Here is a 26,448-nt window from a genome sequence, read left to right as displayed (position 1 = left end):
CCCACGAAGGCGCATGGACGTCACGGAGGGCAACGTCACGGTCTCGGTGCCCGAGCAGGACGGCGAGGGCACCCACGAGTCGGTCTTCTTCAACCCGGTCCAGGAGTTCAACCGCGACCTGACCGTCGCGGTCCTCCGGGCGTACCGCGAGCACGAGGAGCGCGCCGACACCTACCTCGACGCGATGACGGCCTCCGGAGTCAGGGGGGCTCGTGCCGCCGCCGAGGGCTGGGACGTCACCTGCTGTGACATCGACGAGGAGGCCGTGGAGCTCGCCCGCGAGAACCTCGCCCGGAACGACCTCGACGGCGCGGTCGTCCACCGGAACGTCAACGCGCTCATGCACGACGACTACTTCGACGTGGTGGACCTCGACCCGTTCGGCACGCCGATGCCCTTCGCCGACGCCGCCTTCGCCAACACCCGGGACCTGCTCTGTGTCACCGCCACGGACACCGCACCGCTCTGTGGCGCGCACTTCGACTCCGGCGTGCGTTCCTACGCCGCCGTCCCGCGCAACACCGACTACCACGCCGAGATGGGCGTCCGCATCCTGCTCGGCGCGCTCGCCCGGGCCGGCGCGCGCTGGGACACCGGCATCACGCCGCTGTTCACGCACGCGACCAGCCACTACGTCCGCACCTACCTCGACCTCTCGGGGCGGGCCACCGACGCCAACGCGAGCATGGACGAACTGGGCTTCCTCCACCACTGCGAGGACTGCCTCCGGCGCGAACCGGAGCACGGTCTCATCCCCCATCCACCCGAGACCTGTCCCCGCTGCGACGGCAACAGGGTGCTCACCGCCGGACCGCTCTGGCTCGGCTCCTACCGCGACCCCGAGTTCGTCGCCGACGTGCGCAACCGGGTCACCGACGACATGGGCACCGCCGACCGCGCCCGTGACCTCTGTCACACGCTCGAATCGGAGCTGGACGAGCCCAGCCACTACGACCAGCACCGCCTCTGCAAGCTCTGGGGGCGCGGCGCGAGCGGCATGGACGACTTCATCGACGCGCTCCGAGAGGCGGGCTTCGCGGCGTCGCGAGCTCACTACGGCGGTACCGCGTTCAAGAGCGACGCGACCATCCCCGAGATGCGCGCGGCGACCGAGGAGATCTGAGCCCGGCGTCTCCAGGGGGAGTCGCCCTGTCCGGAACTGACGGAAAGGTGGCGAGAACGACCGGAACACCCCGCGATGCCTGGCTCACCTGAGTCGTCCCACCCACGCTCGGCGACGGTCTTTTTGGGCGAGTCGTCGTACCCGTACGTGTGTCCATCCCGTCCGCGGTCAAGCGTGTCGCGTCCCTCGTCGCGGCGGTCGTCGCCATCGCCCGCGACGAACAGCTGACGTTCCTCGCCGCGGCCATCGCATACTACGCGTTCGTCTCGCTGTTCCCGCTCGCGCTGCTCGTCGTCGCGGTGGCGACGGCGATCGGCGGTGAGACGCTCGCGACCAGGATCGTCGAGATGGCGAGCGAGACCCTCACACCGTCGAGCCAGGAGCTCTTGCGCGACGCGCTCGTCGCTAGTGAGGGTCGGGGCGGCGCGACCATCGTCGGGCTCGTGGTGCTGGTCTGGTCCGCGCTGAAGGTGTTCCGGGCCATCGACCGGTCGTTCTCGGCGGTGTACGGCCGCGGGCTCGAGGAGCCGTTCGCGGACCAGCTCGTCGACGCGGGCATCGGCCTCGCGGCGGTCGGGCTCGCGGGCGCTGTCGCAGCGGGGGTCGCCCTCGTGGTGAGCCTGCTCGACCTCCCGTACGGCGGCCTCGTCGGCGCGGTCGTCACCGTGTTCGCGCTCGGGCTGGTGTTCTTCCCGCTGTACTACATCTTCCCGCACGCCGACGTGACCGTCGCGGAGGCGCTGCCCGGCTCGGCGTTCGCGGCGCTGAGCTGGACCGTCCTCAGCGTCGTCTTCTCGGTGTACGCGACGCGGTACGCGACGGGCTACGCGGTGTACGGCGTCGTCGGTGGTATCCTGCTGCTGGTGACGTGGCTCTACTTCGGTGCGCTCGTCCTGCTCGTCGGAGCGTCGCTGAACGCCGTGCTCGCCGGCCGGAGTCTGGCGACGGACGAGCTGGAGGCCGCTCTCGACCGGCACCTTCAAACCGCGGGCCTGCGACAGGACGAAGCGACAAGGAACAGCGACGATGCCTGAGGACGAGATGGACGATCCCACCGAGCAGGGCACCGACGCGACCGACGACGACGCACCAGCGAGCGAGGAGGAGGCGGGCGAAGCGCCGCCCGTGGACGACCCGTCGACCGACGACGGCGACACTTCCGGCGACGCTGGCGGCGCGGGTGGCGACGGTCCCGGCGATGGGGGTCCAGACGGCGACGGCGGCACCGGCAGCGGCGGCTCCGGCGACGGCGACGACGACGGCGACGACGACGACGACCGGACCGACCGCGAACGCGAGATCGACCGGCTGTACGAGCGGCTGGCCGACCTCGAGGACGAGGTGGAGGGTAGCCGGGCCAGCAAGGACTCCGTCGCCGACCTCCGGGAGGAGCTCGCCGAGTTCGAGGACGACGTGCAGTCACGCACCGTCAACCGCGACGAGATGCGGAGCGAGCTCAAACGCTACGTGCGTCGGAAGCTCCGTCGCGGCCACGCCCGTGGCTGGGGTCCGTACGTCGTGCTGCTCTACGGCACCGTGATGACGCTGGGGCTGCTGTACACGCCCCGACTCCAGGGCGACGGCTGGGTCGTGCTCGCGATGATCATCATCTGGCTGTCGACGCTCGGGCTGTACGTGCTGTTCGTGCTGTTCGGGCTCACGTTCTCCGTGCTGGGTATCCCGGGACGGCTGCGGGACCGCGTGCAGGCGTGGCGGTCGAGCTAGCGTCGGCACTGTTCGGCGACGGAACGGCGAAAAAACGGCGCGGATATTAGAACTTCTCGAGGTACCGGTCGATCTCCCACTCGGAGACGTCGACGAGGTACTCCTTGAACTCGGCGCGCTTGGCCTCGGTGAACTTCTCGTAGACGTGCTCGCCGAGCGCATCGGCGATGACCTCGTCCGCCTCCAGCGCGTCGACGGCCTCGCCGAGGTTCGTGGGGAGCGTCTCGATGCCGTACTCCTCGCGCTTTGCCTCGTCGAACTCGTAGATGTTCTCGCGGACCGGCTCCGGGCAGTCGAGGTCCTGCTCGATGCCGTCGAGACCCGCGTGGATGAGCGCGGCGAACGCGAGGTACGGGTTACAGGACGGGTCGGGGAAGCGTGCCTCGATGCGGCTCGCGGCCGGGACGCGGGCGGCCGGCTTCCGGATGAGCGCGGAGCGGTTGCGGTCGGACCACGCGACGTAGACGGGTGCCTCGTAGCCGGGCACCAGCCGCTTGTAGGAGTTCACGGTCGGGTTCGAGACCGCCGTGATGGCCGGCGCGTGCTCGAGGATACCGGCGGTGAACTGCTTGGCCGTCTCGCTCAGGTTGAACTCGTCGTCGTCGTCGTGGAACGCGTTCTCGCCGTTCTGGAACAGCGAGATGTGCGTGTGCATGCCCGACCCGTTGATGCGCGGGATGGGCTTGGGCATGAACGTCGCGTGCAGGTCGTGCTCCGCAGCGATGGCGCGGACGACGGACCGGAACGTGGCGACGTTGTCGGCCGTCGACAGCGCGTCGTCGTACGTGAAGTTGATCTCGTGCTGGCCCTCGGCGACCTCGTGGTGTGACGCTTCGATGTCGAAGCCCATGGACTCGAGGCCGTAGATGATGTCACGGCGCACGTCCTGGGCGAGGTCCTTCGGCGCGAGGTCGAAGTAGCCCCCGGCGTCGTTGGTCTTCGTCGTCGCCCGACCGTCCTCGTCCTCCTCGAACAGGAAGAACTCCGGCTCGGGGGCGGCGTTGATGTCGTAGCCCATGTCGTCGGCGCGGGCGATGGCGCGCTTGAGGACCCCACGCGGGTCGCCCGGGAACGGCTCGCCGCTCGACGTGTCCATCACGTCACAGATGAGCCGTGCCGCCGCACTCTCCTCCGTCTTCCGCCACGGGAGGACGGCGAACGTGCTCGGGTCGGGTTCGAGGCGCATGTCCGACTCCTGGATGCGGACGAAGCCGTCGATGGACGACCCGTCGAAGTAGATTCCCTCCTCGAACGCCTTCTCGGCCTGACTCGCCGGAACGGAGACGTTCTTGACGGTGCCGAGGATGTCGGTGAACTGGAGCCGCAGGAAGTCCACGTTCTGTTCCTCGATCTGTTCGAGCACCGCCTCCTCCTCCGCGCTGAAGTTTCCGCTTGTCATCTTTCTCGTCGGGTTAGCCAACTATTGCCAGTACTAAAACCCTGCTGTTATACGCAATTCTCGACTGTCGCACCCGAAATTGGATGTTCGTAAACTTCTAATGCCTGGGGGCGTACGGTGGATACAATGACGTACGAAAATCTCGACGCGAAGTTGGTGAATGCACTTCTGGACAACGGCGACGCGAGTCTGCGGAGCCTCGCGGAGCAGCTCGACGTCTCGGTGACGACGGTCTCGAACCACGTCTCCGCCCTCGAGGAGGAGGGCGTCATCCGCGGCTACACGCCGAAGGTCGACTACGACCTGCTGGGCTACGACGTGACCGCCGTCCTCCAGCTGAAGGTCGAGGGGAGCGCCCTCCCCGACATCACCGACCGGCTCCGTGCGGAGAAGCAGATGGTCTCCGTCTACGAGGTCACCGGCGACTACGACGTCATCGCCATCGGGAAGTTCACCGACACGGACGGCATGAACGACCAGATCAAGCGGCTGCTCACCGACCCCGAGATCAAGGAGTCGAACACCAGCGTCGTGCTGAACTCCGTCTGCGAGAACGAGCAGTTCGAGCTCGCGGTCGAGGACTGACGCCGGCTGTTCTCGTCCGAACTGAGCTCCTGATGGAGCGGCTGCTCTCCGTGTCTGTCCGCGAAAGAAGAACTCGTTTGTGTGCTGTACCGGCGTCGGGTGGGATGTGGGTTACCTGACCGGTTTCACATCGCACCGCCCATGCCGCCCATACCGCCCATGCCACCCATGCCGCCGGGTGCGCCGCCCTCGTCGCCGCCCTTGTCGGTGCTCAGGTCGCCGGCGGCGATGATGTCGTCGATCTTGAGGACCAGGTTCGCGGCCTCGGTGGCGGAGGTCAGGGCCTGCTCCTTGGAGTGAGCGGGCTCGACGATGCCGGCCTCGAAGGTGTCCTCGACGTCGCCGCTGAAGACGTTCAGACCGGCGCGCTTCTCGCCGCTCTCGTGGGCGGCGCGCAGGTCGACGAGCGTGTCGATGGAGTCCAGCCCGGCGTTCTCGGCGAGGACGCGCGGGACGAGCTCCAGCGAGTCGGCGAAGGCCTCGACGGCCAGCTGCTCGCGGCCCTCGACGCCGTCGGCGAAGTTGCGGAGCCGGTCCGCGACCTCGACCTCGATGGCGCCGCCGCCGGCGACGACGCGGCCGTCGGAGACGGTCTGGGCGACGACGTCGAGCGCGTCGGAGACGCCGCGCTCCAGCTCGTCGACGACGTGGTCGGTGGAGCCGCGCAGGAGGAGCGTCACGCCGTGGGCGTTCTCCGCGCCCGTGACGTAGAACAGCTCGTCCTCGTCGTCGCGGTCGATGTTACCGAAGCCGAGGTCCTCGGGACCGAAGTCGTCGAGGTCGGAGACGATGTTCGCGCCGAGGATCTCGCGCAGGAAGCGCACGTCGGCCTTCTTCACGCGGCGGACGGCGAGGATGCCCTCCTTCGCGAGGTAGTGCTGGGCGAGGTCGTCGATGCCCTTCTGGCAGAAGACGACGTCAGCGCCGGAGTCGACGATCTGCTGGACCTTCTGCTTGAGCTGCTTCTCCTCCTGGTCGAGGAACTGCTGGAGCTGGCTCGGGTCCGTGACGTTGACCTCGGTGTCGACGTCGGTCTCCTCGATCTCGACGGCCTCGTTGAGGAGGAGGATGTTGGCGTCCTCGGCGGACGTCGGCATGTTGTCGTGGACGGGGTCCTTGTCGATGACCGCGCCCTTCAGGAGCTCGGAGTTGGAGGCCGACTGGCCCGTCTGGGTCTCGATGTTGAGGTACTCCATGTCGACCTGGCCCTCGACGGTGACCGACTGGATGGCCTCGACGATGATCTCGGCGAGGTGCTCCTTGTCGAGCTCGGCGCCCTTGCCGGTCATCGAGGTCTCGGCGACCTTCCGGAGGAGGTCCTCGTCGTCGGCGTCGACGTCCTCGGAGATGTCGTCGATCTCCTCGCGCGCCTGCTGGCTGGCGAGGTGGAAGCCCTTGATGATGGCGGTCGGGTGGATGTCCTGCTCGAGGAGGTCCTCGGCGTTCTTCAGGAGCTCACCCGCGACCGCGACGGCCGTCGTGGTGCCGTCGCCGGCCTCGTTCTCCTGGGTCTCGGCGACCTCGATGATCATCTCGGCCGTCGGGTTGTCGATGTCCATCTCCTTCAGGATGGTCACGCCGTCGTTCGTGATGGTGACGTCGCCCATCGAGTCGACGAGCATCTTGTCCATCCCTTTCGGGCCGAGTGTGGAGCGTACTGCCTCGGCGACCGCGCGAGCGGCCTGGATGTTGTAGTCCTGCGCGTCACGGTCCTTCACGCGCTGGGAGTCTTCGGACATCACGATCATCGGCTGTCCCTGCTGCATTCGCTGGCTCATGGTCACCCGAAGCTATGAATGTGATTCTATATAAAAGTTGGTGGTCCGTGACGAGACGCCGATGCACGACCAACGAGCGAGAACGTCGAAAACCGCAATACTGTGCCCGATTTTTCGACGTACTTTGACAACCAGTAACACGCCACAAACGAGCCGAACTCGTCCCGGACCCGTTCTTTTATATACCTACGATGACCCAGGCGGTGCTAGCCCTCGACATCGACCGGCTCGACCACCATCGGGCTATCGTTCGACGGGTCGTTCACCGCCGTCGACACCGGATACGCCCGCATCCCGTCGGACGGGTACGGGTCGAGGAGTTCCGCCGCCTCGTCGGCGTCGCCGTGGAGCCACGTGTCGTACTCCTCGGGTGCGAGCAGTACGGCCATCCGGTGGTGCAGCTCCGAGACGAGCTCGTTCGGTTCCGTCGTGAGCACGGTGAAGGAGACGTGACGCTTCGTCTCGGGTTCCGCAGAACCGCCCGCGAACGCGTCGAGGCCGGGCTGGCGCTCGACGCCCTCCCAGACCGCGAACAGGCCCGCCATCGCGAACGGCGCGTCGTCCGCCATCGTCACCCGGTAGGGCTGCTTGCCGCCGCCGGTCTCGACCCACTCGTAGAAGCCGTCGGCGGGGACGAGACAGCGACCGGTTGCGAGTCCGTCGCTGTCCGACCCGTCACCGCCGTCGCCCTCGAACGCAGCCTTGAACGTCGGCTTCTCGCGCACCGTCTCCGAGCGCGCGTTGATGGGCTTCGATGCGTCGGCCGGGTCGTCGGCCCACGAGGGGACGAGCCCCCAGTTCGCGTACGAGAGCTCGTCGGCGGCGTCGCTCCGAATCACGGGGAGGTCCTGCGACGGCGCGGCGTTGTACCGCGGTTCGAACCGCTCGGGCAGCCGGACGCCGAACGCCGACTCCAGCTCCTCGGGCTCGACGAACAGGCTGTACCGTCCACACATGCCCGCACGTACGCACGGGAACTACTTACCGGCGTGCATCGCGGTCGTCGTCATCGTCGTCCTCGCGTCGGTCGCGTCGCCGGCGACCCCGGTCCCGCCTGCCCTCGCGACGGTCCTCACGACGGTTCCGACGGTCGTGGTCGTCCCCACGCCCGTCCCGGTCGCGGCCCGTCCCGCGCTCGTTCCGTTCGCGGTCCGCCCGACGACGTTCGGTGTCGCCGCGGTCCCGACGGTCGCCCCGGTTCCGCCTGTCTCGACGGTCATCCCGCTCTCGACTCTCCCGACGGTCGGTCCGTGCGCGACGGTCCCCGCGGTCCTGACCGCGTCTGTTCCTGGCGTCGCCTCGGTCGCGACCGTCCCGTCGACCCTCCCGCTCGCGCCGTTCACCCGGCTCCCGTCGGCTCGTCCGTGCCTCGGCAGGCTCGGAGACCCCGGACTCGACGTCCGGATCGTAGCTGCCGTCACCGCCGCCGGAGCTACCCCCGCGTCGGTCCGCCACCGCAGCCGCCGTCTTCGACTTCACCGTCCCACCGGCGTCGACGCTCTTCTTCGCGGTCTCCCTCGCCGCGAGCCAGGTCGTGTGCAGGGACTCGAACGTGTAGAAGCCCGCGAGGATGCAGCCGACGAACAGGAACAGCACGGCGTCGACCTGCCCACCGAGCATCGGGACCGTCACGTTGTACTCGACACCCACCAGGCTCAGCGCGAGCGTCGCCGCCCCACCGACGCCGAAGCCCGCGTACCGGCTCACCTTCTCGGCGGCGGTCAACAGCGTCCACACCAGGCCCGCGAGCGCCACGATGGAGGCCACCGCGTCGAACAGCCGCTCGGCGTACTCCTCCCCGACGAGCAGTCCGATGGTCGCCCGGGCCAGCCGCCGGCCGACCACCTTCGCCGTGACGACCAGCAGGCTCAACGCCCCGAAGGTGAACAGTCCGGCGACCAGCGTGTTCCCCTCGCCCAGCCCGAGCAGGGTGTCTGCCAGCGCCAGGACGAGCCCCAGCGCGAGGCAGTACGCCGTCCCCGCCACCGCGTACCGTTTCCGCTCCGCCGTCGCGAGCAGCATCGGCACGACGGCCGCGGTCATCCCGAACAGGAGCGGTACTGCAGGCGCTCCCGGTAGCAACGCGAGCATGAGCAGCGTGACGACGACCCCTATCGCCGTCGCGTGTCGGAAGTCGAGTTCCTCCCTCATGTCCCTCGCCAACACGCGTCGGTGCGATAAAATTACTGCCCGTTGTCAGGAACTGGCCGGGGAAAATCGGAGCCGCTGGATTCGCTATGGAAGCAGGAGGTGCTTACTCCGCGTCGCCTTTTTCAATAGGAGCGCCGACCAGGTTGCCCCACTCGGTCCAGGAGCCGTCGTAGTTGATGGCGTCCTCGTAGCCGAGCAGCTCGTGGAGTGCGAACCAGGCGACCGACGATCGCTCGCCGATGCGGCAGTAGGCCACCGTGGTCTGGTCGCCGGTGATGCCCTTGTCTGCGTAGAGCTCCTTGATCTCGTCCGCGGACTTGAAACGGCCGTCGTCGTTCGTCACGGCCGCCCAGGAGATGTTCTGGGCGCCGGGGATGTGGCCGCCGCGCTGGGCGGTCTCCTGCAGTCCCGGGGGCGCGAGGATCTCGCCCTTGAACTCCTCGGGCGAGCGCACGTCGACGAGCGGGACGCCGCGCTCGATGGCGTTCTCGACGTCCTCGCGGTACGCGCGGATGCTCTCGCGCGGGCCGCTGGCGGTGTACTCGACGGCGTCGAACTCGGGCACCTCGGTGGTGAGCGGGTAGTCGTGTTCGAGCCAGTAGTCGCGGCCGCCGTCCATGAGCTTCACGTCGTCGTGGCCGTAGTACTTGAACTGCCAGTACGTGTACGCCGCGAACCAGTTCGAGTTGTCGCCGTAGAGGACGACCGTGGAGTCCTCGGTGATGCCGTGGCTCCCGAGGAGGTCCTCGAAGTCGTCCTTCGTGAGGATGTCGCGGGTGGTCTGGTCCTGGAGCTGTGTCTCCCAGTTGAAGCCGATGGCGCCGGGGGCGTGGCCCTCGTCGTACGCCTCGGTGTCGACGTCGACCTCCACCAGCCGGTGTGCGGGGTCGTCGCTCTGGAACTCGTCGAGGTGCGCCTCGACCCAGTCGGCCGAGACGAGCACGTCTTTCGCGTAGTCGGTCATACACCGGTAGTTATCGCTACAGGGGTATATTCCTGTTCCACACCGGCATCGTCCGCCGGTCATCGGTCGAAGCGGAGAGAATCGCCGGTGGTTGTCCGGGTGACGGTCGTGAGCCGTCGGCGCACGGGTGGGTCCCACGGTGCGGTCGAGGGGGCACCTCTCCGGTTCCGTACATTTGTTCGCGGGCCAACAATCGGTAACTGTTGCCGCTCTCTACGAGACGGGGGGTTCCGCCGGCATCGTGGATGCTTAACCGGACCGTGCCGTACGGCCGACCATGACAGACGTGCCACGGGTGGTCTCCCGGGAGTGGCTCGCCGACGAACTGGACGCGGTGCAGGTCGTCGACGTCCGCGACGCCTGGGAGTACGAGGGCATCGGCCACATCCCGGGCGCGGTGTCGGTGCCGTTCGACTCGTTCCGCGACGAGGAGAGCGACGCACCTGGCACCCTGCCCGACGCCGACGACTGGAACGCGCTGCTCTCGGCGGCCGGCGTCGCGAACGACGACACGCTCGTCGCCTACGACGACACCCACGGCGTGTTCGCCGCGCGCTTCGTCGTCACCGCGCTCGCGTACGGGCACGACGACGTCCACCTGCTCGACGGCGACTTCTCCGCGTGGCAGCGCGAGTACCGGACCGAGAGCGGCAGTCCGGACGTGGAGCCGACCACGTACGAGGGCCACTACGACGAGGACTGGCCGCTGGTCGACGCCGAGGACGTCCTCGCCGCGCTCGACACCGACGCCGTGCTCGTCGACACGCGCGAGGACTGGGAGTACGAGGAGGGCCACATCCCGGGCGCACAGTTGCTCGACTGGCGGGCGTTCGTCGACGAGGAGACCAGGGGACTGAAGCCCGAAGCCGAGCTCAGAGAGCTGCTCGAATCGCGCGGTATCACACCCGACCGTCGCGTCGTCCTCTACTGCAACACCGCCCGACGCATCAGCCACACCTACGTCGTCCTCGACCACCTCGGCTACGACGACGTCGCCTTCTTCGAAGGGAGCCTCACCGAGTGGGAGGCAGTCGACGGCCCGCTGGAGACTCCCTAGACGGGGTCGGCCGGGTCAGTCGGAGTCCGGCTCGTTCGTTCCGTCTGCCACGTCGGTGCCGCCGTCGGTGTTGGCACCGCTGTCGGGGGACGGGGGACCGTCGGCGTCGCCGTCCGGCGCCTCCTCGACGGTTTCCGTCCACTCGCCGCCGACCCCCTCGCCCGGCGACTCGTCGGTGTCCGACACCTCGTCCTCCGGCACCGGCACCTCCGGCACCTCCTCGGAGAGCTGCGTCACGCTCTCGGTGAACAGCGCGACGGCCAGCGGACCCATGATGACCCCGACCGGACCGACTGTCAGCAGGCCGCCGACGAAGCCCACGAAGTAGAGGCTGCCGGGCATGTCGGCGGTCATCGACGCCAGCCGCGGTCGGATGAGGGCGTCGGGCAGGTAGGCGATGACGACCCCGCCGACCACGACGACGAGGATGGCGGCGTTCACGTCGCCGACGCTCACGTGGTACAGCGCGGCCGCACCGATGAGCAGGCTCGGGCCGATGACGGGCAGGAACTGGAGGACGCCCGCGATGACCGCCATCGTGACGGGGTAGTCGTACCCGAGGGCCCAGAACGTCGGCAGCGCCATCAGGAACGTCCCGACGGCAGTGGCGATCTGGAGCAGGTAGATGGCCTGCAGCGTGTCCTTCGTGCGCTCGTGGAGCGCCTGCATCGCGTCCCGGTACTCGACGGGGACGACCCCCATCGCGGTCCGGTAGGCGTGGTCCTGTCCGACGAGGAACCCGAACAGCACCATCACGAACACGAGCACCTTCAGGCTGAGGTCCGGTGTCGCCCGTGCTGCGTCCTCCAGCAGGACCGTCAGGAAGTCCAGCGCCATCGACTGGACCTCCTCGAACGACAGCTCGTACGTCGTTCCGAAGGCGGTCAGGGAGAACGTCTCCGGGAGCTGCTCGACGAGCCCGAACAGCTGTTCGCGTCGGACGTAGGCGACCACGAACAGCGGCGAGAACACCAGCACCCCGCCGACGAACGTGGCGACCGTGGTGACGATCGCCGCCCAGTACTCCGGTATCCCGCGCTTCTCCAGTCGCTTCTGGAGCGGGAGCACGACGCTCGCGACCGTCAGCGCGAAGAACACCGTCCCGAACACCTCGGATATCACCCACCAGGTGAGCGCCCCCACGACGACGACGACCAGCGCGAGTCCGAGTCGGCGGTTCAACTCCATCGGTAAACTACGTCACCGTGTGCGTAAAAAATTGTGTGATTCTAATGCACAGCCACGAAGACCCTATTTAATCCACCCATTCAGAACGAGCTGCTAAATTATAAAAATTAGAAATATTGGAAAATGTTTTAATTTTTATATCGAGAGATATATATTTGGGTGTTATTTATCGGTGAGTACCGATGGAAGAGATAGAAAAGTCGCAATCCGACGACAGCACGACGCGAAGACGGTATCTCAGTGCAATTGGTTCCCTTAGCGTTGCATCAATCGGATTCGGTCAAGTTAGTGGTGCTGAGAGTGGACATGACAATTTTCAAGTACCCGAATCTGAGATCGTTTCTCGGGAACCAACAGATAGAGAGCAGCGACTAGTATATCGGAGTAGTCTGGTAAGGGAAGCCATGCGAGATCAACCGGAGCTGCTATCGCAGGTTGAGTTACGAGACGGAGTCATTTTCGAAAAAGCAGACAGTGAGGAACGTCTCTTCTTTGCGGCCGCAGGTGAGGTAACCACCGACTTTACTGACGCTGGTGCGGGTCTCTATGCACAGATTGACGCTGGTGTCCAATTTGTGTATGTAAAATCCGATTCAAACACCAGTGTGGCAGGATATAGTAGAGAAGAAAGAGGCGTAACAGCACATGATGTTTTCAGCCTCCCGGGATTCAATTCTTTCCTCGCAGATACTGATGAGATCTGCGATCACTTCCAGTCGGATGGTGAAGAAGTGATATGTGGATTTATAATCGGAGGGACAGCGCTAAAAGCAATAAAGAATGATCCGACTAAGATTCTGCAAATCGCGTCCGCTACATGTCTTGCATACAACCAGTTCTGCGACTCAATGGAGACGATAATGGAGAACGTAATCGGGTATGCACCAGGTGACGTATGTAGCAATAATCAGGTTGTTATACATAAACCGAAATGGTGGATGCCAGTTCCAAAACCCATAATCGTTCCAGCGTGTGAAAACAATACGTGAAAACTATATGATACACACTACATATTAGTGAGTGAGAACACCAATGGATAGTATGGATTGGAAACGATTAGCGATGGCTGGCCTAGCTTTAGTCTGGGCAGTCCAGTTTCAAGGAGGACTGTGGGTCATCCTGTTCAGCGCACTTGCCACGCTCATCCTCGTCAGCGTAGTCTTTCCTGAACACGAGCGACTCCTCAGTGGGGTCGGCGGCCTGCTCGCCGGTGGAACCGGTTGTTACTGGGCAGTGACAGGGAACCACCTGTCTGGTATCGGATTCATTCTGATTGGACTACTGACTATTTGGTGGGCATTGTCCAATGGCTCTGCAGACGGCGGGAAAATGTCGGTTTCCTAATTAGAACGCCCAGTTCCTCTCTACCCTTTTCAGACGACTATTCTTCCGATACCAACGGCTATCACGCCCCTTTTGTACCACCGGGTGCAATCACCCACTAATGAGACGCAGAGCGTTCCTGAGTGGTGCAGGGTCGGCGGCGGCGCTCTCGCTCGCCGGCTGCCTGACACAGGGCGGTGGCGGTGGGGAGCCGAGCGGCACGCTGACGGTCGCGACGTACGAGTCGTTCGTCGACTCGCCGTCGTCCAGCCCCGGCGCGTGGATCAAGGAGAACTTCGAGGCGGAGTACGACGACGTGACCGTCGAGTACGTCACGCCCCAGAACGGCGTCACGAACTACGTCCAGCGACGACAGCAGGGCGCGTCGATAGACGCCGACGTCTACGTCGGGCTGAACGTCGACGACCTCGTGACCATCGACGCCACGCTCGGCGACGATACGCGGCTGTTCCGCGAGCTGGACCGCGACTTCGTCCCGAACGCCGAGCACCTCCGCCCCGAGCTGGAGTTCGGCGACCCCAAGAGCCGCGTCCTCCCGTACGACACGGGCTACATCAGTCTCGTGTACGACGAGGACGAGGTCGACGAGCCGACGACGTTCGAGGACCTGACGGCCCCGGCCTACGAGAACACGCTGCTCGCCCAGAACGCCCAGAGCGCCGACTCCGGACAGGCGTTCCTGCTCTGGACCATCAACGAGTTCGGCACGGACGGCTACCTCGACTACTGGCGCGACCTCCAGGCCAACGGCGTCCGCATCCTCGGCAGCTGGTGGGAGTCCTACAGCGCCTACCTCGAGTCCCAGCGGCCGATGGTCGTCTCCTACTCGACCGACCAGGTGTACGCGAACGTCGACGACCTGCCGATGAGCCGCCACCAGATAGGCTTCCTCAACGACCAGGGCTACGCCAACCCCGAGGGGATGGCCGTCGTCGAGGGCACCGACAACGTCGACCTCGCCACGGACTTCTTCGACTTCATGCTCCGGGGCGAGACGCAGTCCGAGATCGCGGTCCGGAACGTCCAGTTCCCGGCCGTGACCGACGACCAGGTCGACCTCGACGACTCGTTCGCCCAGTACGCCTTCCGCCCGCCAGAGCCGGTCTCCTTCGGCTACGAGGAGCTCGACGGCAACCTCTCTGGCTGGGTCGAGGAGTGGGCCCGCACCATCGCAAGCAACTAACACCGTGGCCGAGACGGAGTAGCTATGAGCCGGCGCGAGCGGACCGGGCTGTCCACCGATCGAGCCCTCCGCAGCCTCGCCGTCGCCGCCACCGTCGTCACCGCGCTGGTCCTGCTGCTCGTGCTGTACTTCCCGGTCGGGCTGGTGTTCGCCGAGGCGTTCGGCGGTGCCCGCCCGTTCGACTCGTTCGTGACCACCCTCACGGACCCGTTCTACACCGGCGTCCTCGCCGAGGTGTTCGCCCGGCCGCTCGCCGTCGGCTACCACGTCGACAACGTCGTCTCGTGGTTCGCGGGCGTCTCGGTCGGGCTCGACGGCGTCGACACCCCGCCGCTCCGGAAGGGACTGTTCGGCTTCACGGCCTACCAGGCGGTCCTCTCGACGCTCGCCAGCGTCGCCATCGGCCTCCCGGGCGCGTACGTCCTCGCGAACTTCGAGTTCCGGGGCCGGCGGACCCTGCGCTCGCTGACCATCGTCCCGTTCGTCCTCCCCGGTATCATGGTCGCGAGCGGCTTCTACGCCGCCTTCGGCCCGGCGGGGCTGCTGAACGACGTGCTCGCACTTCTCGGGCTCGGGCCGCAACAGCTCATCGAGACGAACCCGCTGTTCGTCGTCGTCCTCGCCCACGCGTTCTACAACGCACCGCTCGTCACCCGGGTCGCGACGGCGGCGTGGGAGTCCGTCGACTACCGCGCCGTCGAGACCGCCCGGAGCCTCGGCGCGAGCCGGCGGCGGGCGTTCCGGGACGTGGTACTGCCCCAGCTCACGCCCGCCATCGCGACCGGCGCGCTGCTGACGTTCCTCTTCACGTTCCTCACGTTCCCCATCGTCCTCGCCATCGGCGGGCTGGAGCTGGCGACCGTCGAGGTCTGGGTGTTCTACCAGCTGACGGAGGTCCTCGCGTTCGAGGAGGCCGCGACGCTCGCCGTGCTGGAGACGGTCGTCTCCCTCGGCGTGACCTACGCCTATCTGCGCTACGAGTCCGCCCAGCGCGCCGCGAGCCCCGGCGAGGGGCCCCCACGCGAGCCGCTGTTCGGCCGCGCGAGCGACGCCGGCGGCGCGACCGGCTCCTGGGGCGCCCGGCTCGGCGAGCTGGTGGACGCCCGACGGCTCGCCATCGCCGGCTACGCGGTCGTCGTGGTCGTCCTGTTCGTCGGGCCGCTCGCGGCCATGGTGCTGGAGGGGCTCACCGACGGGAGCGGGCTCACGCTCCGGCACTACGAGTTCCTCGTCCAGCGGCAGGCCACGGGCGCGAGCTTCCAGACGAAGCCGCTGCCGGCCATCCGGAACTCGCTGCTGTTCGCGGTCGCGACGGTCGCCGTCGCCGTCCCGATGGGGCTCGTCGTCTCCGTGGCGAGCACCGGGGAGGGACGCTGGCGGTCGCTGCTCGAGACGGCGACGATGCTGCCCTTCGCGGTGTCGGGCATCGTCTTCGGCATCGGGCTGCTCCGCGGGCTCGTCTTCGGTATCTCGCTGCCCGGCGGTTGGCGGTTCGTCCTCACCGGCGCGGTCGCCATCGTCGCCGCCCACGCCGTCGCCGCCTATCCGTTCGTCGTGCGCAACGTCGCCCCCCAGCTCGCGGGTATCGACCCCCGGCTCGTCGAGTCCGCCCGGAGCCTCGGCGCGAGCCGGGTGCGGGCGTTCCTCGACGTCGAGCTCAGGCTCGCAGCGACCGGGCTCGTCGCCGGGGCCGCCTTCGCCTTCGCAATCAGCATCGGCGAGTTCGATTCGACGGTGATCCTGGCGAGCGACGTGGCGGGCGACACGGTGACCTACACGATGCCCGTCGCCGTCGAGCGCTACCTCGGCCGCCGGTTCGGCCCCGCGATGGCCATGGGAACCGTGCTGCTCGTCGTGACCGCCGCCAGCTTCGTCGTGGTCGACCGCCTCGGCGGGAGGGTCGAGCGTGGCTGAGCTCTCCCTCGACGGCGTCTCGGTCAGCTACGCGGGGACCGTCGCGCTCTCTGACGTGGACCTCGACGTGGCCGACGGCGAGTTCTTCACCCTCGTCGGCCCCTCCGGCTGCGGCAAGACCACGACCCTGCGGACGGTCGCGGGCTTCGAGACGCCCGATTCCGGCCAGGTGCGCTTCGGCGGCCGCGAGATGACCGGCGTCCCGCCCGAGGAGCGCGACGTGGGCGTCGTCTTCCAGAACTACGCGCTGTTCCCGCACATGACCGTCGCCGAGAACGTCGGCTACGGCCTGCGGTTCCACCGCGTCGACGACCCAGAGGCTCGCGTCGCCGAACTCCTCTCGCTCGTCGACCTCGAGGGGTTCGGCGAGCGCGACCCGACCGAGCTCTCCGGCGGGCAGCAACAGCGCGTCTCGCTCGCCCGTGCGCTCGCTCCCGAACCGGACGTGCTCCTGCTCGACGAGCCGATGAGCGCGCTCGACGCCCGGCTCCGCGAGGAGCTCCGCCGGGAGGTCAGGCGCATCCAGACCGAGCTCGGCATCACCACCGTCTACGTCACCCACGACCAGGAGGAGGCCCTCGCCGTCTCCGACCGGGTCGCGGTGATGCACGACGGCCGCGTCGAGCAGGTCGGCACACCACGGGCGGTGTACCGCGAGCCGGCCACGCGGTTCGTCGCCTCGTTCGTCGGCGAGAACAACCTGTTCGACGGCGAGTGGGCCGACGGCGGCGTCCGCGTCGACGGCACCACCTTCGAGGTCGCCGGTGTGGCGGAGGCGAGCGGCCACGCCACCCTCTGCGTGCGCCCGGAGCACCTCCGGCGGGACGCCGCCGAGAACCGCTTCGCGGTCACCGTCGAGCAGTCGGAGTTCCTCGGCGAGGCGACCCGGGTCCACTGCGACTGGGACGGCCGGACCGTCGTCTGGCGGACGGACGGTGTCGTACCGGACCGCGGTGCCGAGGTGACCCTCGGCTTCGCTCCCGAGCACGGTCGCGTGCTGTAGGCGCCCGACCCCCCCGCTCTTCTCACTCCAGCGGAATCGATATCTCGACGCTGTCGTATCGCACCGCCGCACGCTCGACGCGCCCGTTCTCGTCGGGGTCGACACGGACCAGCCCGAACCGTTCGAGCACGTTCAGCGCGTCGGCGATCTCGTCCTCCTCGCGCTCCAGTACGGCAGCGAGGTCCCCGAGCCCGGTCGGTTCCTCGCCGCCGAGCTCCCTGAGCAACCGCACGTTCGCCGGGGCGAACAGCCGGGCGAGCTCCGCCTCGCTCCGGACGCTGAGCGCGTCGGCCGCGCCCGCGCCGACCCGCTGGTAGAACTCGTCCGTCGACTCGAGCCGTACCTGGAACGGCTCCCCACCCGTGTCGCCCGTGTCGGTCATACCAGTGGTGCTCACGGATGACCGGGGTTAAACGTTAGCAAACGCGGCGGGCCCAGGGCGCGAGCGGGCCGAGGTGGTCCGCCACCACGCCGGCGACGACGAGCGCGAGGGCGTGCCAGCCGGCGACGAGCTGGAGGCGTCGGTCGTGGTAGAGCGGCGTGTCGTCGGGGTCGGGCACGACGGCAGCTACGACGGGCGGGGAGTAAGTCAGCCGAGTCGCACCGGGCGACCGGCGACGGGGATCAGCCGCGCCGTCGCGTTCGGCGGCCGGACGAGCACCCCGCCCGCGTCGGTCGCCGTGGCGCTCGCGCCGTCGACGAACGTCCCGGAGCCGGCGAACAGCACGACGGTCGTGGCGTCGACGCGGACGACGCGGAAGCTGGCGTCGGTGACGTACCCGGTGCTGATGTTCGCCACGTGGTCCGCGATGGCCCCCTCGAACTCGTCGGCGTCGCGCTCGGTGTCCCAGCGCGTGACCCAGGCGTCACCGGTGCCGTCGAGCGAGCCGAACGTGACCCTGGTGTCGTTGCCCCAGCCCGTCGCCGCGGTGTCGGCCCGGGATTCGGAGAGATGGGCCGTCAGGACCGCGTAGGTCCAGAGCTCGCCGCGGCGGTTCGACGTGCCGTCGGCGGGCTCCCGGACGACGCTCCAGTTCTCGGTCCCGGTCGCGGTCACCGGGAGCGCGGCGGGCGGTTCCTCGCTCGGTGAGTAGTTGTGCCGGAGCTGCTCGGTCGTGTTCGGCGGGTTCTCGTAGACGATCCCCAAATTCGCCGGGTCGTCGATACGGTCGTCGATGTAGCGTGCACCGACACAGTACGGCGCGAAGTTCAGCTTCGTCGCCGCGTCGCCGGCCTGGTACTGTTCGCAGACGCGCTGGCGGTCCGATGCGGTCTCACCGTCACGCTCGGCGTACGCCGTCGCGACGTAGGTCGCGCCGCCCTCGCTGAGTGCGTGTGCCGCCGCGGGAGACTGCAGGGAGAGCCGTTGTGCGGCCTCGTGCCAGCCACGCTGATACTGGACCGCGTGTGTGTACTCGTGGACGAGGACCGACCGTACTCTCGGTGTCGTCGCGCGGTCGGAGAGACCCAGCCGAACCTCGTCACCCGTCGATGCAATTCCTGTGACGCCCCACTCGTTCGTCCACGAGCCGTTCGGGGTGCCGAGTCGCCGAGCGAACCCACTCGACGGTTCCTCCGCGGTTCGGGAAACCGGAGCTCGCTCGACTCGAAGCCGTGGTCTGTCGGCTTCGACGCCGAGCAGTCGTTCGAGCTGATTGAACGTGCGTGATTCGTTCATCCGGAGGTCGCTGTTGGCACCGTCGCCTGTGTCGGTATGCGTTCGGGAAGTTGCAATCGGTGCCGTAGTATCCGGGTGAGGTTCGGTCGGAGACACTTCTGACGTGACCGCCGTCTCTCCGGGCTGGTCTGCGACGGGTGCGCCGCAGCCAGCGAGGACGAGCAGGAGACAGCAGACGAAGGGGCGGAGTGGAGGACGGGCCATGCCGGCTGTTGGTACTCACCGTCGGAAATAGTATTCGAAAGTCGAGATGTCCGTCAGCCCAGCCGCGCCACGAGGTCGGCCCCCTCGACGTAGGGGATGCCCTCGCGGTCGGCGTAGGCGCGGGCGTCGGCGGGCGTGAGCGCGCCGCCGGTCTCGTCGTCGAGCATCTCGCAGACGACGACGGCCGGGGAGACGTCGCTCTCCTCGGCGAGCGCGACGCCGAGCTCGGTGTGGCCGAGGCGGTGGTCGAGCAGGCCGGGGGCGGCCCGGAGCAGGTGGACGTGGCCGGGGGCGCGGAACTCCTCGACGAACGGGAAGCCGTCGGGGTCGGTCGCGGCCTCGGCGAGCTTCGTGATGGTGAGCGCGCGGTCGTCGTCCGGGATGCCGGTGAACGTGTCGCGGTGGTTCACCGTCAGCGAGAACGAGGAGCGCTCGTCGTAGCCGAGCTCGTGGTCCGCGGCGAGCGGGTGGTCGAGCTCCTCCTGCATGAACGGCAGGTCGAAGGCGTCGGCCACCTGGTCGGGGAGGGCGACGCAGACCAGACCGCCGGCGTCGTTGCGCATCCGGCGGACGGCGTCGGGCGTGACGCCGTGGGCGGGGTAGACGATGTCCGTCTCGCCCTCGCGGTCGGCGGCGTCGTGGATGCAGACCGGCTCGCCGGCGCGGAACGCGGCGATGGCGCGGTCGACGGCGTCGACCGGGACGTCCGCGTCGACCTCGCCGTCGTGGTGCTGTGACCGGTTCATCTCACTGCTCCCGGACATCGACGGTCACCTCGGCGTCGTCACCCAGGTCGAGCGCGTCGCGGAGCTTGTCCGGCGCGATGACCTCCAGCTGGTCCTCGTCGTGGTGGGTGCGCTCGGGGGCGATGGTGTGTGCGTTCTCGTACGTCGTCCCGTCCGCGGTCTCGACGGTGGCTGGGTAGCAGACGGCGGGGCCGTACGTGCGGTCCTCGTCCTCCCAGCCGTCGATGTGGACCGGCTCGATGGCGGACATGGCGGTGCGTCGGCGGACGCTCTCGTCGTCGAGTTCGACGTTGAGCGTGCCGAGGAACGGCTCGTAGCCCAGCTTCTCCTCGAACTGGCGCATGTACCCCGGCAGGGAGATGTAGTGGCGACCCTCGCCCATCCCGCTGGTGACGACCCCCGAGAGCTCGACGCTCGTCTCGCCCTCGAAGACGCGGCGGTAGTCCTCGTACTCGGCGCGCAGGGCGCGTTCGCCCTCGTCGGTGAGCTGGACCCACTGACCGTCGCTGACGGTCTCGCGGGTGATGTAGCCGGCGTCCTCGAGTCGCTGGAGGCGTCGGGAGGCGGTCTGGGTGGAGGCGTCGAGCCGCCCGGCGAGCCCGGAGCAGGACACCTTCACCTCGCCGTCGATGGCGCCGTCGAGCGCGAGGAGCTTCGCGACGGCGAGTTCGTCGTGGCCGACCGCGTACGACGCTGTCTCTGACATATCTCGACGTTGGAGTTCGTTTCGGATAAGCGTACCGAATCCGGTACGCATAACACATTCGTGATGGGGGCGTCACGGGAGCGTGACGACGGCGTAGAAACGAGACTCGTGTGGAAAGTTGTCGCGATGTCACAAAAGCCCGTCGGTCGTGGGGACACCGCTGGTCGGCACCGGCCCTCGACCCGGCACCCGTTCCTGGCGGTGATCCAGAAGAGGACAGGTCGTACCGCGACGGGTCCGCTCGCTCGGCGGCGACCTTGCGAGCGCCCAGTCGCCGGCCGACGCCGGGGTCGACCGCAGGCTGGAGCCCGCGTAGCCAGAAGCGTTATCCCCGGTGATAGGCAATCGATTGTCGAGTTATCGTGTCGGAGACAGCGACGCTACTTCACGTCGGTCGCGCCGGGACCTCGCCACCGAGCGTCCCGGAGGGCTGGACCGTCGAGACCGTGTCCTCGGCTGCGGCAGCGAGCGACCGCCTCTGCGGTGGCGTCGACTGCGTGCTCGTCGATCACGAGACCGACGACGGTGGGGACGGACTCGCGGTCCTCGACGTTATCGACGCCCCGTGCCCAGTCCTCTATCGGAGCGCGGAGCCGGACGGCGAGCTCGCCTCCGCAGCCTCGGCACGAGGTGCTGTCCACTACCTGCACGGCGGCGACGACGTTGCCGAGCGCCTCCGGGCCGTCGTCGACACCGGGGACGCGACCGCCAGGCGCGCCGCCGACCCCGGGACCACCACCGTCGACCGGCCGGTCGTGCTCGAACGCATCGACGAGGCGTACCTCTCGTTCGACACGGACTGGAACTTCACCTACATCAACGAGCGCGGTGCCGAGATACTCGGCGCCAGTCCGGACGACCTCGTCGGCGAGAACGTGTGGGAGGTCTTCCCGGAGGCGACCGACCACGCGTACTACGACGAGTACACCGACGCGATAGAGACGGGCGAACCCGTCTCGTTCGAGGAGTACTACGAGCCGCTCGACCTCTGGACGTCCAACCGGGCCTACCCGACCGAGGACGGCCTCTCGGTGTTCTTCCACGACATCACGGAGCGCAAGCGGTACGAGGAGATGCTCCCGGGACTGCTCCAGACGACCCGGGACATGATGCAGGCCGATGGGCCCGAGGAGATCGCCGAGCAGCTGGTGGCCGCGACCGAGGACCTGCTCTCGCTGGACCTCTCCGTCGTCCGCTTTCACGAGGTCGGGGGGGACGAACTCGTCCCCATCGAGGGCACCGCAGCGCTGGCAGAGACCGTCGGCGACCGGCCCGTCTACGACGTCGGCGAGGGCGGCCCCGGAGCGGTGTTCGAGTCAGGTGCGGCGACGTACCGCGACCAGGTGGACGTCGACGGCATCGACGCGGTACTGTACCTCCCGCTCGGCGAGCACGGCACGCTCTCGGCCGGCGTCGGGGACGGCGAGGAGCTCGGCGGCGTCGAGAAGCAGACGGCGGAGCTGCTGGCGGCGAACGCGACGACCGCTCTCGACCGGACCGAGCGCCGCGAACGGCTCGAGCTGTTCGAGCGCGTCATCGAGTCGGTCGAGGACATGCTGTACGTCCTCGACGCGGACGGGCAGTTCGTCTACGTCAGCGAACCGTTCGTGGAGTTCACCGGCTACGAACGCGAGGAGCTCGTCGGCGCGACGCCCGCCGTGGTCGTGGACCGCGAGACGCTCGAACGCGGTCGCGCCGTCGTCGCGGAGCTCCGCCGGTCCGACGAGCGCTCGCGGACGATCCAGACGGAGATCGAGACCAGCGACGGCGAACGCCGCCCCGTCGAGGTCGACGTCGCCCTGCTGCCGAACGACACCGACGCCGACCCCGGCACCGTCGCTGTCGTCCGCGACGTGAGCGCACTCCAGGAGACACAACAGCGCCTCGCCATCGAGAACGACCGGTTCCGGTACCTGTTCGACCACATCCCGGACGCGCTCGTCGAGTTCACCTTCGACGGCACCGAGCCGGTCGTCGAGAGCGTCAACCCCGCCTTCGAGCGGACGTTCGGCATCAGCGCCGGGCACGCGGTCGGCGAGTCGCTCAACGACCTCATCGTCCCGAAGCAGTACCACGACCAGGCGAAACAGCTCGACGAGTCGATCGTCGCCGGCGCGGTGGAGACGAAGGAGGTCGAGCGCTCGACGAGCACCGGTGTCGGGCACTTCCTCTTCCGGGGGGTCAGCTTCGGGACGGACGCGAACCGTCGCGGGTTCTGCATCTACACCGACATCAGCGACCAGAAGGAGCGCGAGAGCCGGCTCGAGGTGCTGCACACGGTCCTCCGGCACAACCTCCGCACCGAGATGAACCTCATCGTGGGCTACGCCGAGCAGCTGCAGCGACGGTACGACGACGACCCGGTTCTGCTCGATGCCATCCGCCGGGAGGCCAACCAGGTGGCCGACCTCAGCGACACCGCCCGCCGGGTCGAGCGGGCGCTCGACCGCGACGACGACCACCTCGCGGTGACCGACGTGACCCGCTACGTCGCCGAAGCCGCGGAGACGGCCCGGAAGCGGTTCCCCCACGCCGATCTCACGGTGTCGACGCCCGAGTCGGCGACGGCGGTCGCGGACCGGCGGCTCGTGTTCGCGCTGTCGAACGCTATCGAGAACGCGGTCGACCACAACGACAGCGAGCATCCGTCGGTCGACGTGAGCGTCGAGCGGACCGACGAGGAGGTCGAGATTCGGGTCGCCGACGACGGACCGGGCATCCCGAAGCAAGAGCGCGACCTCGTCACCGGCGAGCGCGACATCACCCAGCTCCAGCACGGCAGCGGACTGGGGCTCTGGGCCATCAACTGGATCGTCGAGAGCTTCGGCGGTAGCCTCGCGTTCGAGACCTCCGAGAAAGGCAGCGTCGTCGTACTGCGGCTCCGGACTCAGTAGTCGACGAGCGGGTCGTCGGCCCAGAACTCGCTGTCCTTGTTCAGCTTCGGCACCCACGTGTCAGCGTCGCGGGCCAGCAGCGCGACACGCGAGCTCGGCACGTCCTTGAGTTCGTCGTGCTCGGGCATGTGCTCGGCCACGTCCTCGGCGAACGCGAGCACGTCCTCGTGGTCGGGCATCGCCGACCGGTCGAGCCGGCCCCGCGAGTGCCCCACGTGCATGTACGCCTTCAGCTCCACGAAGTCCGGCTTCGCGCGCCGGTAGAACCCCGCGTACCAGTCCGGGTCGCGCATGTTCTCGCCGTTCACGAGCGTCGTCCGCAGCACCGTCCGCGTCTCGTCCTTCTCCGCGAGCACGTCCATCGTGTCGACGAGGCGCTCCCACGCGTCGTCCTCGACGGCCTTGACGACGTTGTCGAACGTGTGCCGGTCCGGCGCATCCACCGAGACGTAGAGCTGCGTGGGGTCACAGCGCGCCAGCATCTCCGGAGCCGTTCCGTTCGAGACGAGAAAGGTCGTGATGTCGCGTTCGTGGAACTCGTCGATGAGCTCGGGGAGATAGGGGTACAGCGTCGGCTCGCCGTCCAGACTGATGGCGACGTGGCGTGGCTCCATCGCCTGCTCGAACACCTCCCGGGGCACCTCGTCGTTGCCGCCGTAGCCCGACAGCAGCTCGCGCTGGAGTTCGACGGTGGCGTCGGCCACCGCGGCGGGGTCGTCCCACTCCACGTCGCCCAGTTCGTACGCGTGACCGGCGTGGTCCCGCCAGCAGAACACGCAGCGCTCGTTGCACTTCACCACGGGCGTCATCTGCATGCAGCGGTGGGACTCGATGCCGTAGAACGCGTACTTGTAGCACTTCCCCTCGCCCGTCAGCGCGTTCTTCGTCCAGCCGCAGGTCTGGGCCGCGGTGTGGTTGACGCTGTGGTAGTCCGGGTCGTCAACCTGTTTCGGGCCGTCGGACTCGCTCATTGCACGAGTGGAGGGGTTCCAGTCCTAAAGTATCCGTTCCTCCCGTTCTCGTTCGTAATTGGGACCAGCCAGAAAGCCCCTTCATCGGTGTGAGTCACTGGTGCTGCGAACAGCCAGAAAGCCCCGGCCGTCTCGACTCGGGGGCCTCGCTGCGCTCCTCGTTCCTGCGGTGCTTGCGTCGGCCGCCGTCGTCGAGACGGCCGCCCCTTTCAGTCCCACCCCGCACCGCACCTCATACCTCCCCAGCCGACTGCGGTGCTCAGTCGCTAGCGCTCCCTGTGCTCCTCGTCCCTCGCGCGGAATGGCTCGACGTGCTCGCTGCGCTCGCACAGTCTCACCAGCCGCGCGCCATCCGGCTGGTCGGTCGTCGATGCGAGCCGGGAGTTTACAGTTATTGTGAACTCCGGGGTGGCTGTCGTGAACGCACAGCTCCTGGCACGGTCCGCGTACCACCGTCGCCGGCCCCTCTAACCACCGGCTACTTATCCCGAATACGGTCGAACGACCCGGCATGACCCTCTACGCGCTGGAGGACATCGACGACGCGTACCGGGCGACGCGGAACCTTCTGACGCCCATCGACCGCACCCTCTGGGTGAAGCTGGCCATCGTCGTGTTCTTCCTCGGGCTGCCCGGGGTGAGCGCCAACTCGGGGCAGTTCAGCTTCGGCGGCGATTCGGGTGGGGGGATGCAGCCGGGACAGCCGTTCCAGGACCCCGGCGGCAACTTCTGGCTGCTCGTCGGGGGCGTCGTCCTGGTCGTGCTGCTCGTCGCGCTCGCGTTCGCTCTCGTCGGCGCGGTGATGGAGTTCGTCTTCGTCGAGTCGCTCCGCACGGAGACGGTCGAGATACGGCAGTACTGGAACGAGCACTGGCGGCGGGGACTCCGGCTGTTCGGCTTCCGGCTGGTTCTCGGGTTCGTCGTGGTCGGGAGCGTCGCCGTGCTCGCGCTGCCGTTCGTCCTCGCCGGGGTCGACGGCGGTCAGACGACCGGCGGGCTGGCCGTCGGCGCGTTCCTCCTGTTGCTCCCGCTGTTCATCGTCCTCGCCATCGTCGTCGGCGTGGTCGACGGGTTCACCACGGTGTTCGTCGTCCCCATCATGCTCCGTGAGGACCGGAACGTGCTCCCGGCGTGGGGGCGGCTCTGGGGCTCCATCCGGAAGCACTGGACGCAGTACCTCGCCTACGCCGTCGCGGGCGTGATACTGTCGTTCGTCGGCGGGATGGTCGTCGCCATCGCCACCGGCGTCGTCGCGCTCGTCCTGCTGATCCCGTTCGGCCTGCTCGCCGTGCTCGGCGTCGGGCTGTTCGCGGTGTTCGAACCGGCCGGGCTCGCCGTCATCGTCGTGACTGCGGTGCTGTTCGGGCTCGCCGTCATCGCCGCGGCGGCGCTCCTCCAGGTGCCGGTGCAGACCTACCTCCGGTACTACGCGCTGCTCGTCCTCGGCGACATCGAGCCCGGCTTCGACGTCGTGCCGGACCAGCGCGCCGCAGTGCGGGAGGCCGACGACGGCGACGACGGGACAGGCGGACTCGGCAGCGACGACGGCGACGGGGGCGGTGGGGACGGTGGCGGCGACGGCGGCGACGGCGGCGACGGGGGCGGCGATGTCGACACCCCGGACGACGAGACCACTGCCGGGACGGAGGACGACCACGCACGGTGGCGTGGTGACGACGACGAGGACCGCTCCGACGCCGAGGGGGACGACGACGAGGACGACGACCACGCACGCTGGCGCGGCGACGACGAGGCCGCCGGCCGGCGGTCGTTCGCCAGCTCCACGTCCGGCTGACCGGTAAGGGGGTAGGTTCTTGCGGTTTCGTGGTGTACGG

At 67.9% G+C, this 26,448-nt stretch carries 24 protein-coding genes; 12 read left to right on the top strand and 12 right to left on the bottom strand.

Features of this window, described 5'->3' with window-relative positions:
- Positions 1 to 13: 13 nt before the first annotated feature.
- From ACSG06_RS01980 to ACSG06_RS01970, 3 genes are all read left to right on the top strand, one after another.
- Positions 14 to 1,123, top strand: coding sequence for a tRNA (guanine(26)-N(2))-dimethyltransferase (locus tag ACSG06_RS01980; protein WP_440988584.1), 1,110 nt, complete (start codon positions 14 to 16; stop codon positions 1,121 to 1,123).
- Positions 1,124 to 1,272: 149 nt separating this feature from the next.
- Positions 1,273 to 2,157, top strand: a complete 885-nt coding sequence (locus ACSG06_RS01975; RefSeq protein WP_440988583.1) for a YihY/virulence factor BrkB family protein — start codon at positions 1,273 to 1,275, stop codon at positions 2,155 to 2,157.
- Positions 2,150 to 2,848, top strand: a complete 699-nt coding sequence (locus ACSG06_RS01970) for a hypothetical protein (RefSeq protein WP_440988582.1) — start codon at positions 2,150 to 2,152, stop codon at positions 2,846 to 2,848. The genes ACSG06_RS01975 and ACSG06_RS01970 overlap by 8 nt, the downstream gene beginning before the upstream one ends.
- 46 nt (positions 2,849 to 2,894) lie before the next feature.
- Here the strand turns inward: ACSG06_RS01970 and glnA are convergent, their stop codons facing one another.
- Positions 2,895 to 4,247, bottom strand: coding sequence for a type I glutamate--ammonia ligase (gene glnA, locus ACSG06_RS01965; protein WP_440988581.1), 1,353 nt, complete (start codon positions 4,245 to 4,247; stop codon positions 2,895 to 2,897).
- Between the two features lie 126 nt (positions 4,248 to 4,373).
- Between glnA and lrp the strand changes: the two genes are divergently transcribed.
- Positions 4,374 to 4,832 carry an HTH-type transcriptional regulator Lrp gene (gene lrp, locus ACSG06_RS01960; RefSeq protein WP_440988580.1) on the top strand — a complete coding sequence of 153 codons (459 nt, stop codon included), beginning with the start codon at positions 4,374 to 4,376 and terminating at the stop codon, positions 4,830 to 4,832.
- A 125-nt stretch (positions 4,833 to 4,957) separates the two neighbouring features.
- Here the strand turns inward: lrp and thsB are convergent, their stop codons facing one another.
- The 4 genes from thsB to ACSG06_RS01940 form a co-directional block, all read right to left on the bottom strand.
- Positions 4,958 to 6,610, bottom strand: coding sequence for a thermosome subunit beta (gene thsB / locus ACSG06_RS01955; RefSeq protein ID WP_440988579.1), 1,653 nt, complete (start codon positions 6,608 to 6,610; stop codon positions 4,958 to 4,960).
- A gap of 206 nt (positions 6,611 to 6,816) precedes the next feature.
- Positions 6,817 to 7,566 carry an SOS response-associated peptidase gene (locus ACSG06_RS01950; protein ID WP_440988578.1) on the bottom strand — a complete coding sequence of 250 codons (750 nt, stop codon included), beginning with the start codon at positions 7,564 to 7,566 and terminating at the stop codon, positions 6,817 to 6,819.
- Positions 7,567 to 7,591: 25 nt separating this feature from the next.
- Entirely contained in the window at positions 7,592 to 8,761 is a 1,170-nt protein-coding gene (locus ACSG06_RS01945) for a hypothetical protein (protein WP_440988577.1), read from the bottom strand.
- 103 nt (positions 8,762 to 8,864) lie between these two features.
- The gene (locus tag ACSG06_RS01940) at positions 8,865 to 9,725 is read right to left on the bottom strand and encodes a sulfurtransferase (RefSeq protein ID WP_440988576.1); all 861 of its coding nucleotides are present in this window, start codon (positions 9,723 to 9,725) and stop codon (positions 8,865 to 8,867) included.
- A gap of 277 nt (positions 9,726 to 10,002) precedes the next feature.
- On the opposite strand from ACSG06_RS01940, the gene ACSG06_RS01935 reads away from it, so the two are divergent.
- The gene (locus tag ACSG06_RS01935; protein ID WP_440988575.1) at positions 10,003 to 10,782 is read left to right on the top strand and encodes a sulfurtransferase; all 780 of its coding nucleotides are present in this window, start codon (positions 10,003 to 10,005) and stop codon (positions 10,780 to 10,782) included.
- A gap of 15 nt (positions 10,783 to 10,797) precedes the next feature.
- Here the strand turns inward: ACSG06_RS01935 and ACSG06_RS01930 are convergent, their stop codons facing one another.
- The gene (locus tag ACSG06_RS01930) at positions 10,798 to 11,970 is read right to left on the bottom strand and encodes an AI-2E family transporter (RefSeq protein ID WP_440988574.1); all 1,173 of its coding nucleotides are present in this window, start codon (positions 11,968 to 11,970) and stop codon (positions 10,798 to 10,800) included.
- Between the two features lie 182 nt (positions 11,971 to 12,152).
- On the opposite strand from ACSG06_RS01930, the gene ACSG06_RS01925 reads away from it, so the two are divergent.
- The 5 genes from ACSG06_RS01925 to ACSG06_RS01905 all read left to right on the top strand — a co-directional run bounded on the left by ACSG06_RS01925 (position 12,153) and on the right by ACSG06_RS01905 (position 17,414).
- Complete coding sequence (locus tag ACSG06_RS01925) at positions 12,153 to 12,959, top strand: hypothetical protein (protein WP_440988573.1); 807 nt, start codon at positions 12,153 to 12,155, stop codon at positions 12,957 to 12,959.
- 52 nt (positions 12,960 to 13,011) lie between these two features.
- Entirely contained in the window at positions 13,012 to 13,314 is a 303-nt protein-coding gene (locus ACSG06_RS01920; RefSeq protein ID WP_440988572.1) for a hypothetical protein, read from the top strand.
- A 100-nt stretch (positions 13,315 to 13,414) separates the two neighbouring features.
- On the top strand, positions 13,415 to 14,497 hold the full coding sequence (locus ACSG06_RS01915; RefSeq protein WP_440988571.1) for a thiamine ABC transporter substrate-binding protein: 1,083 nt from the start codon (positions 13,415 to 13,417) through the stop codon (positions 14,495 to 14,497).
- Between the two features lie 24 nt (positions 14,498 to 14,521).
- On the top strand, positions 14,522 to 16,411 hold the full coding sequence (locus ACSG06_RS01910) for an ABC transporter permease (protein ID WP_440988570.1): 1,890 nt from the start codon (positions 14,522 to 14,524) through the stop codon (positions 16,409 to 16,411).
- Entirely contained in the window at positions 16,404 to 17,414 is a 1,011-nt protein-coding gene (locus tag ACSG06_RS01905) for an ABC transporter ATP-binding protein (RefSeq protein ID WP_440988569.1), read from the top strand. Before ACSG06_RS01910 ends, ACSG06_RS01905 begins: the two co-directional genes overlap by 8 nt.
- Positions 17,415 to 17,436: 22 nt before the next feature.
- On the opposite strand, the gene ACSG06_RS01900 is transcribed toward ACSG06_RS01905, so the two are convergent.
- The 5 genes from ACSG06_RS01900 to ACSG06_RS01880 form a co-directional block, all read right to left on the bottom strand.
- Positions 17,437 to 17,796 carry an HVO_A0114 family putative DNA-binding protein gene (locus tag ACSG06_RS01900; RefSeq protein ID WP_440988568.1) on the bottom strand — a complete coding sequence of 120 codons (360 nt, stop codon included), beginning with the start codon at positions 17,794 to 17,796 and terminating at the stop codon, positions 17,437 to 17,439.
- Between the two features lie 34 nt (positions 17,797 to 17,830).
- Positions 17,831 to 17,974, bottom strand: coding sequence for a hypothetical protein (locus tag ACSG06_RS01895; RefSeq protein WP_440988567.1), 144 nt, complete (start codon positions 17,972 to 17,974; stop codon positions 17,831 to 17,833).
- Between the two features lie 29 nt (positions 17,975 to 18,003).
- Positions 18,004 to 19,092 carry a DUF2268 domain-containing putative Zn-dependent protease gene (locus tag ACSG06_RS01890; RefSeq protein ID WP_440988566.1) on the bottom strand — a complete coding sequence of 363 codons (1,089 nt, stop codon included), beginning with the start codon at positions 19,090 to 19,092 and terminating at the stop codon, positions 18,004 to 18,006.
- 257 nt (positions 19,093 to 19,349) lie between these two features.
- Positions 19,350 to 20,060: a 3,4-dihydroxy-2-butanone-4-phosphate synthase gene (gene ribB / locus ACSG06_RS01885; RefSeq protein ID WP_440988565.1), complete on the bottom strand. Its 711-nt coding sequence runs from the start codon at positions 20,058 to 20,060 to the stop codon at positions 19,350 to 19,352.
- Positions 20,044 to 20,748 (bottom strand): DUF120 domain-containing protein, encoded by a 705-nt coding sequence (locus tag ACSG06_RS01880; protein ID WP_440988564.1) that lies wholly within the window; start codon positions 20,746 to 20,748, stop codon positions 20,044 to 20,046. The genes ribB and ACSG06_RS01880 overlap by 17 nt, the downstream gene beginning before the upstream one ends.
- 362 nt (positions 20,749 to 21,110) lie before the next feature.
- Between ACSG06_RS01880 and ACSG06_RS01875 the strand changes: the two genes are divergently transcribed.
- A complete protein-coding gene (locus ACSG06_RS01875) occupies positions 21,111 to 23,642 on the top strand; it encodes a sensor histidine kinase (protein WP_440988563.1) in 2,532 nt (843 codons plus the stop codon).
- Here ACSG06_RS01875 and twy1 read toward each other — a convergent pair.
- Positions 23,636 to 24,613 carry a 4-demethylwyosine synthase TYW1 gene (twy1, locus tag ACSG06_RS01870; RefSeq protein WP_440988562.1) on the bottom strand — a complete coding sequence of 326 codons (978 nt, stop codon included), beginning with the start codon at positions 24,611 to 24,613 and terminating at the stop codon, positions 23,636 to 23,638. The genes ACSG06_RS01875 and twy1 overlap by 7 nt on opposite strands.
- Positions 24,614 to 25,124: 511 nt before the next feature.
- Between twy1 and ACSG06_RS01865 the strand changes: the two genes are divergently transcribed.
- Entirely contained in the window at positions 25,125 to 26,408 is a 1,284-nt protein-coding gene (locus ACSG06_RS01865; RefSeq protein WP_440988561.1) for a DUF7544 domain-containing protein, read from the top strand.
- The last annotated feature ends 40 nt before the right edge of the window (positions 26,409 to 26,448 follow it).

The sequence above is a fragment of the Haloarchaeobius baliensis genome (genome assembly GCF_052060055.1).
Classification (GTDB): Archaea; Halobacteriota; Halobacteria; order Halobacteriales; family Natrialbaceae; genus Haloarchaeobius; species Haloarchaeobius baliensis.
The sequence above is the reverse complement of the archived record's forward strand: the minus strand, read 5'-3'. Positions and strand labels throughout refer to the sequence as shown.